A 14265-nucleotide genomic window follows, 5' to 3' on the forward strand; every position below is an offset into this window, starting at 1 on the left:
ACTAATTAAATGACGCTGGGGAGGACTATGTAAATGTATAAACGCTCCATCCGCAAAATCGGCATAAGTGCAGCAAGCTTCAGCTTAGCAGTATCTCTAATTTTCCCTTCCGCTACTTCTGCTAACGCCGGCAATTTTCTGCCGCCATCTCCTAACCTTAAGAACCATACTTCATTGTTAAACTCCAGACTGGACACTACAACAGATTCTCTGAAACAATTCAATCTTCATGCAACCTCAACAGCAATCAAACCACAAAACTATGCCGGCACAAGCAACAGCTCCGCGCCCTTAACTGTTATAGTCCAGCTTCAGAATGACCCCGTCAAGGTTGTAGAAAGCCAAGCCGATAACAAGAAGGGCTTCTCTCCTTCTTTGCAACGCAATCTTCTCCGTGCTGAGCACAACACTTTCAAGTCTGCCGCTTCACGTCTTGGCGCTGTTACCGGCCATGAATATACCGAAGTATTTAATGGTTATGCCGTGACACTTCCCGGTAATCAGGTAGACAAGCTGCTGGCTCTTCCCGGCGTTAAAGCAATCTTTTCAAACCAGACTGTCCATGCATTAGAGACCGAAGCTCCTCCCAGCTCAGGCGGTTCGGTACAGGAAATTGTCGGAAACGGCGATATCTTCAATGCCGATAAGTTAAACGATGCAGGTATCAGAGGTGACGGTATCAAGGTTGCAGTGATCGATACAGGTATTGATCATAAGCATTCATACTTAGCTGACTCCTATAAAGGCGGATATGATGTCGTTGACGACGACACTGATCCTTATGAGACCGAACCCGATCCGCAATATCTGCCAATTGACGGCAATCCGTATGAGACCTCCCACGGCTCTCATGTGTCGGGCATTATCAAGAGTGTCGCTCCAGATGCGGACATCTATGCCTACCGTGTACTTGGACCATACGGTACCGGGACCACAGCCGATGTCATCAAAGGAATAGAACTGGCTGTTTCCAATGAAGATAAGATTGATGTCATTAATCTTTCACTCGGTACCGATGTAAACCAGCAATACTCACCGGATGCCATCGCCGTTGACAATGCCGCTAAGGCAGGCGTAACTGTGGTCCTGGCCGCAGGAAATGCGGGACCGGAAGCTCAAACTGTAGGCACTCCCGGCGGTGCGCACCGCACTATCTCTGTAGGCGCCTCTACTACACCGGCATACGTGAATATCTTTAAGGTGGGTGAAGTTGACAACATCTATGGCATCCTCGGTGCCGGTTCTGAAGAGCTTCCTTCATCGGCGATCGGACAAGAGGTTGTCTATGCCGGACTTGGCTCGCCAGAGGATTTCGCAAAAGTTGATGTAAAAGGCAAAGTTGCTCTTGTAGACCGCGGAACATACACCTTTGTATCCAAATCGGCAAATGCCGCTAATGCAGGTGCGATCGGACTGCTTATCGCGAATAATACGTTAGGTGAGCTGAATTTAGCTGTTGACGCGAGTGGCGTTCCCACCTATGGCATCACTAAAGAAGACGGGACACTGATTAAGCAAACGCTGGAAGCCGGCAGCAGCACCCTTGATTTTGACATTATATTTGATACCAAGAACTGGCTTGCAGGCTTCAGTTCACGCGGTCCTGCCCTACCGGATTTCACGATCAAACCGGACGTTCTGGCTCCGGGTGTCGGCATCAACTCCTCCGTACCTGAGTGGGAAAGCGCGACCGGCTACGCCCGGATAAACGGAACCAGCATGGCCAGTCCGCATGTAGCCGGAGCTGCGGCACTGCTGCTTGATATAAACCCTGATTTAACTCCGGATCAGGTTAAAGTGCTCTTGAGCAATAATGCAACTTCACTTGTAGACCGTAAAGGCAAATTTTACAGTCTGCATGAACAAGGTGCAGGACTGATTGATCTGTCCAAGGTCGTTAACGCCAATTCCATAGCCCGGGTCAGTGAGTTGCTGGACACAGGTCGGCCTGATATTCCTGTAGAAAGCTATGACACAGGCTCTTTGTCTTACGGACTGCAGACTAACCTGCCGGCGACAGTATCCAAAACAGTATACGTAGACGCCTTGACCAGCAATGCGAAGCAGTACAGTGTCAGCGTAGAATGGCGTACTGATCATGAAGGAATTACTCTGCCTTCCTTCTCCGATGTAACGGCCGGAAATTATTTCGAAGTTCCTCTGACGGTTAATGCCAATGTAAAGGCAGGAATTTACGAAGCAATTCTAACGTTGACAGAAGCAGGTTCCGTCTCTCCTGAAACCCTGACCCTGCCTCTTAGTGTAGCAGTAGGTGAAGAACTGCGTCCTGACACTGTTACTGATCTTTATGTTGGTAACGATGTAATCTCTCCTAATGGGGATGATTACTTGGATTACACCGACTTCTCATTCTCTGTACATGAACCGGTAGACAGTCTTCGTATGGAAGTAGCAGACCTATATACCGGGACTGTTGTGGGTGATGTATATGCAACTGGTGAGAAGTATTACCGCGGAATGTATGAAACCCTTGAATGGGACGGAACCGTATTCACTCAGGGCAGCAAAGATAAGGTACATCTTCAGGATGGAATCTATACGATTACACCGGTACTGAATGACACAACCAGTCTTGATGATCAATCCATCATGTTTATTGTCGACACAGAGGCACCTGTCGTTAGCGGGCTAACCATAACCGAACAGTCACAGGTGGAGGAGGAAGGGCAAAGAACCGCAGTCGTTAGCGGATATATCGCTTATGATTTACTTCTCGAACTTCGCGCATTCGGAGAGGATCTCAATGATTGGCTGGGGGTTGCCGCAGTATTCGAAGGAATAGACGGAGAGCCTCTGCAGTCTGACGGGTTCATTGATGAATCCGGATATTTTGAGATTGAGGTACCGCTGAACGATGGACTGAACCAATTCTATATTTACGCTTATGACTTTGGAGGAAACGGCGAGGCAGAATATGCACAGCTGCTGCGTTACGACACTGATGTAACCAGCTACACTGTTGCACCATCTGCTTCAAATCTGGAAGCTTATGTGGGACAACCAGTAACAATTGATGTAGGGTTCTCAGTAACTGATAATGTATATGGTATTTATGGCGCAACCTTCAACTTATTGTACGACAATAAAATGGGGGCCCCATCGATTACGTCCAGCGTACAGCTGGCAACCTATCAAGAAGCCAACTTTCCAGGTGAAGTCCTGCCTGAATTCACTAATCTTATTCACTTGGATGAAGAAGTTGATGTTCTGCAATACGGTGTACACCTTACAGACGGAGCGTATACTGAATCCGGTACTGGATCATTGGGTAAATTTACATTTACGCCAACTACTGAGGGAACTTACACCTTTACATTATCTGATGTCCTGCTCTGGAGCGACGCTTATTCAGCAACAGTTCCTGCCGGACTCTCAACAGTGAATGTTATTGTGAAAAAACCAGTACCAACTATACCAACTAACCCGACTGGCCCGACAGGTTCATCCAGTCCGGTATCATCCTTAAATAACAGCACTGTTCTAGCTGCAGGCCAGCTTACTGAGACTACTGATCCAGCAGGTGGTAAACCATCGGCAGTTCTGGCTATCTCTGAGGCAGCCCTTACTGCTTCCTTGGAGAAAGCTTCGGATACCGCAGCTTCCCTTGATCTCACTGATGTTGAATTTTCCAAATACAGTAAAGTCAGTATCAAGCTAACTGCAGCACAAGCCGAGAAGCTTAAGACCACAGGTAAAGCACTTGGATTAGCCGGAAAAGGATTCGCACTGCTAATTCCAGCCGCTACACTATCAGACTTTATTACTGTCAATGGCATTGATATGAGTATCGGCCTTGCAGAAGGAGCCGACATTGCCAGTCTTGCAGGAAGCGCAGCGCTCGTTGATATTGGCTCCTCCCTGCTGACTATCAAGAATGGCTGGACAAGCGGCAAACCATTAACAGTAATTCTTACACTGAACGATGATGGGCAAAAGGATGTCCGCAAGACAGCAGCCTATCAACACACTGCAGACGGTAAAGTTTCGTATCTGCAAGCAGGTACACTGTCTGAGAACGGTGTCCTGCAGTTCATAGTTACTGGTGACGGTACGTATAGTGCTGCTGCACTGCATAATACTGGCTTTAAAGATACTGCCTTACATTGGGCCAAGGATGACATTGAAGTTCTGGCTGCGCATGGAATTATCGCCGGTAAAGGAACTGATGGCAGTTTCAAACCTTCCGACAGCTTGAATCGTGCTGAACTGCTTACTCTTTTCGACAGGCTGCTTGGCAAAGGAGATACTTGGACTTCTCGTATTAAGGAAACTGGTGCCCGTGAAGTGTTGACCCGCGAAGAAGCTGTACTCATTGTTACGGCAGCCTTAAAGGCTGATACGGCGGGAGCTATCGGCAGCTTAAACTTCAAAGATACTCCTAAGATCTCTGAAAGTGCCAGAAATGCCGTTGCTTTCGTTGTCAGCAAAGGCTATTTCAAAGGCGAAGGGGCCAACACTTTTAATCCGGGCGGTACTTTAACCCGAGCTCAAGCTGCAGTAATTCTGCATCGTGTATTTGAGGATCTCCGCTCTAATTAATTTTAAGAATATATGATCTGATTAGGGCAAGAAAAACGGCTGCTACCTTTAGTTCTAGGTAGCGGCCGTTTTCTGTTATAATTCTTTTGAATTTCTGTAAAAAAGCCCTCAGTCTCTGCAAATATGCAGAAACTGAGAGCTTGTAATCATGGAATGCAATTAGTCCCCGCGGAACGCACGCTTCACACGGTCAAAGAAAGACTGCTCCTGCTCATGGGTGTTCTCACCGTCATAGGAAGCAAACTGCCGCAGCAGATCCTTCTGTTCATCGCTAAGCTTGCTTGGCGTTACAACAATGACACGCACATGCTGATCGCCTGTGCCGTTGCCGCGCAGACGCGGAACGCCTTTGCCCTTGAGGCGGAAGAAGGTGCCGGTCTGTGTTCCCGCAGGAATTTTGAGCTTCACTTTCTCCGTTAAGGTAGGGATCTCAATTTCGTCCCCGAGTGCTGCTTGAGCGAACGTAAGCGGAACCTCGCACATGATATCATCATTTTCGCGCACAAAGAAATCATGGCTCTTCACGCGGATGACAATATAGAGGTCGCCGGCCGGGCCGCCGCGTGTGCCGCCTTCGCCTTCACCGCTCATGCGCAGCTGTGCGCCATCATCGACGCCTGCAGGAATGCGCACATGGATCTTGCGCTGCTTTTTAACTTTACCCTGTCCTGCACATGTTGGACATTTTTCCTTAATGATCTTACCTGAGCCGCTGCAATTCGAGCAGGGACGGCGGTTACGCATCTGTCCAAGCGGTGTATTCTGGACGAATTCCTGTTGGCCGCTGCCGTGGCATACGGAACAGGTCTCCGGTTTGGTGCCTGGTTTAGCCCCGGAGCCAAAGCAGGTATCGCAGGACTCCGTACGCGGAATGGTAATGTCGGTTTCTTTGCCGAACACCGCTTCCTTGAATTCAATGGTCATGGTGTACTGTAAGTCGCCGCCGCGCTGCGGAGCGTTCGGATCACGGCGTCCGCCGCCGCCGAAGAACATATCGAAGATATCGCCAAGTCCGCCGAAATCCCCGCCGCCGCCAAAGCCGCCGCCCATTCCCTGGTTAGGGTCAATATGGCCATACTGGTCATAACGGGCGCGCTGCTGGCCGTCACTCAGTACATCGTAGGCTTCCTTCACTTCTTTGAATTTCGCCTCTGCGTCGCTGGCTTTGTTGACGTCCGGATGATACTGGCGTGCCAGCTTGCGGTATGCCTTCTTCACTTCATCGTCTGATGCATCTCTGCCAATGCCCAGAACCTCATAATAATCACGTTTATCTGCCACTGCTTTCACCTCCGCACATCAATATCCATAAAGCCTTTAACATGTCAAAAGGAAAGGCAAAACACGGGATGCCCCGGTTTTGACCTTCCCTTCGTACACCATAAGATTTATCGTTTAAGGTTAACCTTGATTCTTCTCATCGTCAACAACTTCATAGTCTGCATCTACAACATTATCCTTCTTTGTACCTTCAGCAGCACCTTGGCCGCCTTCAGCACCTTGTTCAGCTTGAGCTTGTTCATACAGCTTCACGGACAGCTGTTGGACGACCTCTGTCAGCGCTTCTGTTGCAGCATTGATTTCTTCCAAATTGTCAGTTTCTACTGCAGCTTTGAGTTTGTCCTTGGCTGCGTTAGCTTTTTCAACTTCGGAAGCATCGGCCTTGTCACCAAGATCCTTGATCACTTTATCTGTGGAATAGATAAGCTGGTCAGCAGAGTTCTTCGCTTCTACCAGTTCTTTACGCTTGCGGTCTTCCTCAGCGTGCAACTCGGCATCCTTCATCATTTGTTCCACTTCAGCGTCGCTCAGGCCGCTGGAGGAAGTGATAGTGATCTTCTGGCTCTTGTTGGTGCCCTTGTCTGTTGCCGATACGTTAACGATACCGTTGGCATCGATGTCGAAGGTAACTTCGATTTGCGGCACACCGCGAGGTGCCGGCGGAATCTCGTTCAGCATGAAGCGTCCCAGCGTCTTGTTGCCGTTAGCCATTTGGCGTTCACCTTGAAGAACGTGGATCTCTACACTTGGCTGATTGTCAGCAAAGGTCGAGAACACTTGCGATTTGCTTGTAGGGATCGTAGTGTTACGCTCGATCATCTTCGTGAACACGCCGCCTGCAGTTTCGATACCGAGAGACAGCGGAGTTACGTCAAGCAGAACCACGTCTTTTACATCACCTGTCAATACACCTGCTTGAACAGCAGCACCAAGAGCTACTACTTCATCCGGGTTAACGCCTTTGTGCGGCTCTTTGCCGGTAAGCTTCTTGATCGCTTCCTGTACTGCAGGAATACGGGTGGAACCGCCCACGAGAACGATACGGTTGAGGTCAGCAGGAGTCATGCCTGCATCGTTCAGTGCCTGGCGTGTAGGTCCGAGTGTACGTTCTACCAGGCCGGCAGTCAGCTCATCGAATTTGGCACGGGTCAGGTTGATCTCCAAGTGCTGAGGCACGCCGTCAACAACCGTGATGAACGGAAGCGATACAGTAGTTGTCAGTACGCCGGACAGCTCTTTTTTCGCTTTTTCCGCAGCATCCTTCAGACGTTGTACAGCCGCTTTGTCCTTGCTCAGGTCAATGCCTTGTTCCTTCTTGAATTCTGCTACGAGGAAGTCCATAACGACCTGGTCAAAATCATCACCGCCGAGACGGTTGTCACCGCTTGTAGCTTTTACTTCAAAGAACCCGTCGCCCAGCTCAAGAATCGATACGTCGAATGTACCGCCGCCAAGGTCATAGACGAGGATCGTTTGGTCTTCGGATTTCTCCAGACCGTAGGCCAGTGCAGCCGCTGTAGGCTCGTTCACAATACGCAGAACTTCAAGACCTGCAATTTTACCTGCATCCTTAGTCGCTTGACGCTGGCTGTCATTAAAATAAGCCGGTACCGTGATAACCGCTTGTGTTACTGTCTGTCCCAGGTATGCTTCAGCATCGCTTTTCAGCTTTTGCAGAATCATAGCGGAAATCTCTTGTGGAGAGTAGTCTTTACCGTCAATGCTTTCTTTGTGGCTTGTACCCATATGACGTTTAATGGAAGCAATAGTCCGGTCCGGGTTCGTGATAGCCTGGCGTTTAGCTGTTTCGCCGACGATACGCTCGCCGTCTTTCTTGAAGCCTACAACCGAAGGGGTTGTGCGTGCGCCTTCCGGATTCGGGATAACGACGGCTTCGCCGCCTTCCATAACTGCAACGCAAGAGTTGGTAGTACCAAGGTCAATACCGATAACTTTACTCACTGTAATGTGCCTCCTCAAAATGATATGGAGCTTATGGCTCCTGCAGATATTTCAATAATAATGATCAGCAAAATGCTTAACAGATCCTGCCGGTCCATAACGATGCCTCCGGAGGTCTATTCCGGCTTAGACATCAGCTTAAGGCAGCCGGTTACAACCGGCCTTATATAGACAAGCTACATGCTGACTTTGACCATGGCAGGACGAAGTACTTTATCTTTCAGGAGATAGCCCTTCTGGACTTCTTCCGTCACGATGCCTTCCTCATGCTCATCGCTTTCCACCTGCATGATGGCCTGATGATATTCAGGGTTAAAAGGCTGACCTACGGTCTCCATAGCTGTGAGCCCTTCAGACTTCAGTACTCCCTCCAGCTGACGGAAGATCATATTTACGCCCTTGGAAAATGCCTCGGAATCCGCACTTGCCGGAGCTGTAGCCAACGCACGTTCAAAGTTGTCCAGAACCGGAAGCAGCTCGTTCACAAGCTTGGAAGTCGCGTATTGCGCCAGCTCCTCTTTTTCCTTCAGGGTCCGGCGGCGGAAGTTATCATAATCAGCCTGCACACGCAGCGCACGTGCCTGATGCTCCTCAGCAAGCGCCTGGAGGCGCTTCACGCTCTCACCGCTCTCCGAAGCCTCCTCGAAGGTCTCTTCAGCTGCAGATGAGCCGTTATCCTGTGCTGCTTCGGCCTCATCAGCCGCCTGGTTCTCATTTATAGCCTGATCTTTAATCTCGTTTGAATCTTGCACCTGTTCCTCTTTCAAGTTGTCTTCACCTCCTTAAAATCATCCGTGTTGTCAGTTATACTCTGTTCACTTATACCAGTGTGCCAGCGCTGCTGTCAAATCCCGGGATAAAATCCCGAGGATCCCCATTACCCGGGCATACTCCATACGGGTCGGTCCCAGGATGCCGATGCTTCCCAGTGCCTTGCCGTCCAGAGAATAGCTGGCGGTAATCAGACTGCAATTCGCAAAGGCCTCATGCTTATTCTCCGTACCGATGCGCACCTGTATACCAGGTCCGCCGGAAGCGGGGGCCAGCATTTTGAGCAGGGTCGGCGTCTCTTCCAGCAGGTCGAGAATCGTCTTGACCTTGTCGACGTCCTTGAACTCCGGCTGGGTCAGCATATTGGTCGCTCCGCTAAGATAGATCCGCTGCTCATGATCGCTTTCCAGCGCCTGGTCCAGCACCTGCATTAATTCTTCATAGTGGGAAATGTGGCGCTGCATTTCTTCGCCCAGCTCGGAATAGAGCTGGCTCTTCAGCTTATATAGCGGTACATTCACCAGCTTGCTGTTCAGCAGGTTGACCACCTTCTCCATTTCGGAGAGTGAAATCTCCGGAGGGATCTGAACCGTCCGGTTCTCCACCTGTCCGGTGCTGGTTACAATAATCGCGACGGCATGGTTGCCGTCAAGCGGAAGCAGCTGAAAATGGCGCAATGAAGTATGAAAAACCTCCGGTCCCAGAAGGATGGAAGTGTAATTCGTCATATTGGAAAGAATCATTGCCGCATGCTGGATAACCTGTTCTGTCTGATTCAGCTTCTCGGCGAAAAAAGCGCGGATCGTGCCCATATCGGCCGACTCGGCGGAATTCCACGGTACCAGGTGATCCACATAATAGCGGTAGCCTTTATGTGAAGGTATTCTGCCTGCCGATGTATGGGGCTGCTCGAGATATCCTAATTCCTCCAGGTCAGCCATTTCGTTACGAATGGTAGCAGGACTGTAACCTACATCTCCGCGTTTGGAAATGCTGCGTGAGCCTACCGGCTCAGCGGAAGAAATATAATCATCTACAATAGCGTTAAGTATCATTCTCTGGCGTTCAGTTAACATGTAATCCCCTCCTATCGGCTGTGGCTCCGATTCGTTAGCACTCTGTCTAGATGAGTGCTAACCACTAATACAAAAATACCAAACTGACCTTGAGATTGTCAAGTCAGTTCGGCATCAAAAAACCGCCCCGCTAAATAACGCGATCCTTAGAGCGGAGCGGTTCTTTATTTATATAAGTCCGGCCCCGGCCGCTGCCTGCCCGGTTCATTAGCCCAGCATCTTAAGAACGGCAATTTCATCGCAGGCATGCTGCTTCTTGCAGTTCACACAATCCGTCCATACTTTCTCGGGAAAAATCTCTTTCTCGACGACGGTAAAGCCGTTCTTGAGAAAAAAATCAACGGCATAGGTTAACGCCATAATTTTCGGAATCCCCTGACGTCTCGCTTCCTCTGTCAGCTTATCCAGAATCATCGTGCCTACACCTTTCCCCTTGCCCTCATCACGCAGGCCAATGGAACGGACTTCCACAAGATCATTTCCCAGTCTGAACAGCGATCCGCAGCCGACGAACTGCCCGTTAATCTCGGCAATGACGAACTGGTCGATCTGGCGAGTCAGTGCCTGCCTTGAACGGGGCAGCATAATTCCACGTTGTGCATATTCTTCTATCATTAAATACAGTGGTTCTACATCCTCCACCGTGGCGTTTCTGCATATTACTGTCTGGTCTTCCTGAGAAGCTGTATGGCGAAGCATTTCCGGCTTGACAAGCACTTGACTCACCCCTTGTTGTTAATATGAATAAATATACAACATGGTGAATTACAATTCAAGGGATATTTAAAATTAAACCTCTGTCAAAGCGCCGACAAACGCTCCGAAAACATCGTTACCAAACAGAATTCCCTGCTTGCTCAGACGGTAGACGCCGCCCTCATGCTCAAGCAGGCCCGCATTCAGCATCTTATGCAGCGGCTGAGCAAAAATTTCCTCCATTGATCTGCCGAACTGCACCTGAAAGGCCTCGTCCGATACCCCGTCACGCATGCGCAGGCCTACCATCATAAAGTCCTCCATCGCTTCCTGCACAGGGATTTCAAAGGTATCCAGACGCGGCAGCCCGCTGCGGGATGCTTCAACATAAGGGTTAACCCCCTTAATGTTGATATGCCGCCGGCGTTTTACATAGCCGTGTGCTCCGGCGCCAAGCCCGTAATAGTCTTCATTCCGCCAGTACGTAATATTATGGCGGCTCTCCATGCCGGGTTTGGCAAAGTTGCTGATTTCATACTGGCCGTAGCCTGCAGCTTCCATCTTCGACATGAGCAGCAGATACATCTCCAGTTCATCCTCTTCGCTGGGGAGCGGAAGCTTGTTTTTGTTGAACAGGGTGTGGAAAAGCGTATTCTCCTCTACCTTCAGGCTGTAGATCGAATAATGGGGCAGATCAAGCTCCAGCGCCTTACGCACACTCTCGGCAAGCATCTCTACCGTCTGGTTCGGCAGACCGAACATGAGATCCACAGACAGATTGTTCAAGCCGACGGCTCTGGCGTTCTCCAGACTGCGGTAGACGTCATCCACATTATGGATGCGGCCAATGCCGCTCAGCAGCTCATTCTGGAAAGCCTGAACGCCGAAGCTCACCCGGTTCACGCCGCCTTCCTTCATCACTTGCAGCTTGTCCTTATCAGTGGTTCCCGGATTAGCCTCCATTGAAAATTCGATATTCTCATCCCAATGCGGAAAATGCCTGCGGACCGACTTCAGGAAAAAGGCCATTTCATCCGGCTTCAGCACGGTTGGTGTCCCTCCGCCGACAAAGATTGTCTTGATTACACCCGGAGGAGTCTGCTGCACAGTCAGTTCCATCTCCCGGTCCAGGGCATGCAGGTAGTCCATCACCGGCTGATCCTTCAGGACATAGGAGTTAAAATCACAGTAAAAGCACTTATTCGTGCAAAACGGAATATGGATATATACGGCCTCAGGGGGACGGCCGTTGGTTTGGGTTGTCATAGCTGTCTCCTTTTTGTCTGTTCTTGTTAACCTCTATATAAATGGCTTATTGTAATAGCCAGAAAAGGGAAGCCGTGAGGCTTCCCTTCAGTGTCTGTTCGTCAATATCTGCCAGACGGCAGCAGGACTTTCGTCAGCAGCCGCAGTTATTCGTCGATCTTAAGCACCGCCATGAATGCTTCCTGAGGCACCTCAACACTGCCGACCTGCTTCATGCGTTTCTTACCTTCCTTCTGCTTCTCGAGCAGCTTCCGCTTACGCGAGATGTCACCGCCGTAGCATTTGGCAAGAACGTTCTTGCGCATCGCCTTAACGGTCTCCCGGGCCACAACCTTGGTTCCGACAGACGCTTGAATCGGCACCTCGAACATCTGCCGCGGAATGATGCCGCGCAGCTTCTCGCAGATAATGCGTCCGCGGTTGTACGCGCGGTCGCGGTGGACGATGAACGACAGGGCATCCACCTGCTCTCCGTTAAGGAGAATATCCATCTTCACCAGATTCGACTGGCGGTAGCCGGAAATCTCGTAATCGAAGGAGGCATAGCCCTTTGTTCCGGACTTCAGCTGATCAAAGAAATCATAAACGATTTCCGAAAGCGGGATCTGGTAAGTGATTGTTACCCGGTTGGAATCCAGGTACTCCATGTTCACAAACTCACCGCGTTTGTTCTGGCAAAGCTCCATTACAGTTCCGACGAAATCATTCGGAACGATAACCGCAGCTTTGACATAAGGCTCTTCGACATAATCAATGGTACCGATCTCCGGATAGTTCGAAGGGTTATCAATCTGTATAACCTCGCCGTTTGTCAGTGCAATCCGGTAGATAACACTCGGCGCCGTCGTAATCAGCGGAAGGTTGAACTCGCGCTCAATGCGCTCCTGGATAATCTCCATGTGCAGCAGTCCAAGGAAGCCGCAGCGGAAACCGAACCCCAGTGCACTGGAGCTCTCCGGCTCAAAGCTGAGCGAAGCATCATTAAGCTGAAGCTTCTCCAGCGCTTCACGCAGGTCGTTATAGTCTGAAGTCTCGATCGGATAGAGACCGCAGTATACCATCGGGTTAATCTTGCGGTAACCAGGCAGCGGCTCCGGTGTCGGATTCTTCGCATCCGTTACCGTATCCCCGACACGGGTGTCGCCGACATGCTTGATTCCGGCTACGATAAAGCCTACGTCGCCGATATTAAGCTCTTCCACAATGCTCATGCGCGGCATAAATGCGCCGACCTCGATAACCTCGAATACTTTATCGGTCGCCATCATTTTGATCTTCGAACCGGCACGGATTTTGCCGTCAATGACGCGGACATAGACAATAACGCCCTTGTACGGATCATAGTGGGAGTCAAAAATCAGCGCCTTCAGCGGCTGATCAGCGTCACCGGACGGTGCCGGAACCTGCTTGACTACCTGTTCCAGAATTTCTTTAATCCCGATACCGGCTTTGGCGGAAGCAAGCACGGCTTCACTGGCATCGAGTCCGATTACGTCCTCAATTTCCTGCTTCACCCGTTCCGGGTCTGCGCTCGGCAGATCAATCTTGTTAACGACAGGCAAAATTTCCAGGTTGTTGTCCAGCGCCAGATACACATTGGCCAGGGTCTGGGCTTCGATGCCTTGAGCGGCATCCACTACCAGCAGTGCGCCTTCGCAGGCAGCAAGACTCCGTGAGACCTCGTAAGTGAAGTCGACGTGCCCCGGTGTATCAATCAGGTTCAGCAAATACTCCTGGCCGTCATCGGCCCGGTAGGTAAGACGCACGGCCTGCAGCTTAATGGTAATCCCGCGTTCGCGCTCCAGGTCCATCTGGTCAAGCACCTGCTCCTGCATTTCGCGCGAGCTGAGTGCTCCAGTGTACTCCAGAATGCGGTCAGCCAGTGTCGATTTACCGTGGTCTATATGTGCAATAATCGAGAAATTGCGGATTTGTTGTTGTCTTTTCTGAACGTCAGTCATTCCTTACCCCCACAGACAGCCTAATGTTAATCCTCTTATTATAGCAGTACAGGACTGCCCCAGCAATCCCGGCGGCCCGGAAAGTAAAAGAAACGGCCCTTCCTTTGCCAGGAAAAGCCGGAGCGTTTAGAACTCTCACTCTTCTGCTGAATCAAACAGGGAGACAACCCAGCGGATGCCTTTCTGCGAAGCCTGCTGCAGAAGGCCTGCGGTTTTGTCTGCCAGCACATCCACCGCCCTCCCCTCTTCCTCGGGAATCAGAATCTGCTCGGGGGTCAATGTGCTGTAATCTTCCGCTTCTTCCTGGGGCAGGTCAGCGGAGTCAGGAGTATTGCCGCTGCCGGCACCCAGCCCCCCCGCTGAAGGCATTAGGGTATAAGCGCCTGTTGCCGGATCTACGGCAACAGGCACGTAGACATAAGCCTGCCCGCCCTGAGCCACGCCCTGGCCTTGACCGGGAGCAGCTCCCGGCGTCTGTACAGATTGGACGGTACCGGTACCTTTACTGTATCCCGGCAGGATCTGCGAATTCGAAGGTCCGCTGCCGCCGCCAAACTGCAGACCGATCAAAATTCCGATTCCCGCCCAAATTCCGACCACCGTCAGTTTTTTTCCGATCCGCGACATCAGAGGTTCCTCCTTTTTATGACTTGCTTAGACATCATCCACCGCTACAACTTGTAAACGCACGC

9 protein-coding genes are annotated in these 14265 nt (G+C 50.6%); 1 reads left to right on the forward strand and 8 read right to left on the reverse strand.

Translation table 11 applies throughout. The annotated features are described in order from the left end of the window. The first annotated feature begins 33 nt into the window (after positions 1-33). Entirely contained in the window at positions 34-4560 is a 4527-nt protein-coding gene (locus C2I18_RS05010) for a S8 family serine peptidase (protein ID WP_249900182.1), read from the forward strand. A gap of 159 nt (positions 4561-4719) precedes the next feature. Here the strand turns inward: C2I18_RS05010 and dnaJ are convergent, their stop codons facing one another. From dnaJ to C2I18_RS05050, 8 genes are all read right to left on the reverse strand, one after another. Continuing rightward, positions 4720-5841 carry a molecular chaperone DnaJ gene (gene dnaJ / locus C2I18_RS05015; protein ID WP_249900183.1) on the reverse strand — a complete coding sequence of 374 codons (1122 nt, stop codon included), beginning with the start codon at positions 5839-5841 and terminating at the stop codon, positions 4720-4722. 120 nt (positions 5842-5961) lie between these two features. Beyond that, on the reverse strand, positions 5962-7803 hold the full coding sequence (gene dnaK, locus C2I18_RS05020) for a molecular chaperone DnaK (RefSeq protein WP_249900184.1): 1842 nt from the start codon (positions 7801-7803) through the stop codon (positions 5962-5964). Between the two features lie 176 nt (positions 7804-7979). Beyond that, positions 7980-8570: a nucleotide exchange factor GrpE gene (grpE, locus tag C2I18_RS05025; RefSeq protein ID WP_249900185.1), complete on the reverse strand. Its 591-nt coding sequence runs from the start codon at positions 8568-8570 to the stop codon at positions 7980-7982. A 48-nt stretch (positions 8571-8618) separates the two neighbouring features. Then, entirely contained in the window at positions 8619-9650 is a 1032-nt protein-coding gene (hrcA, locus tag C2I18_RS05030; RefSeq protein WP_249900186.1) for a heat-inducible transcriptional repressor HrcA, read from the reverse strand. A 207-nt stretch (positions 9651-9857) separates the two neighbouring features. Then, complete coding sequence (locus C2I18_RS05035; protein ID WP_249900187.1) at positions 9858-10265, reverse strand: GNAT family N-acetyltransferase; 408 nt, start codon at positions 10263-10265, stop codon at positions 9858-9860. A gap of 174 nt (positions 10266-10439) precedes the next feature. Continuing rightward, positions 10440-11612, reverse strand: coding sequence for a radical SAM family heme chaperone HemW (gene hemW / locus C2I18_RS05040; RefSeq protein ID WP_249900188.1), 1173 nt, complete (start codon positions 11610-11612; stop codon positions 10440-10442). 146 nt (positions 11613-11758) lie between these two features. Then, complete coding sequence (gene lepA / locus C2I18_RS05045; RefSeq protein ID WP_249900189.1) at positions 11759-13573, reverse strand: translation elongation factor 4; 1815 nt, start codon at positions 13571-13573, stop codon at positions 11759-11761. 135 nt (positions 13574-13708) lie between these two features. Then, positions 13709-14200, reverse strand: coding sequence for a hypothetical protein (locus tag C2I18_RS05050; RefSeq protein WP_249900190.1), 492 nt, complete (start codon positions 14198-14200; stop codon positions 13709-13711). Positions 14201-14265: the final 65 nt, after the last annotated feature.

The sequence above is a fragment of the Paenibacillus sp. PK3_47 genome (assembly GCF_023520895.1).
Classification (GTDB): domain Bacteria; phylum Bacillota; class Bacilli; order Paenibacillales; family Paenibacillaceae; genus Paenibacillus_AQ.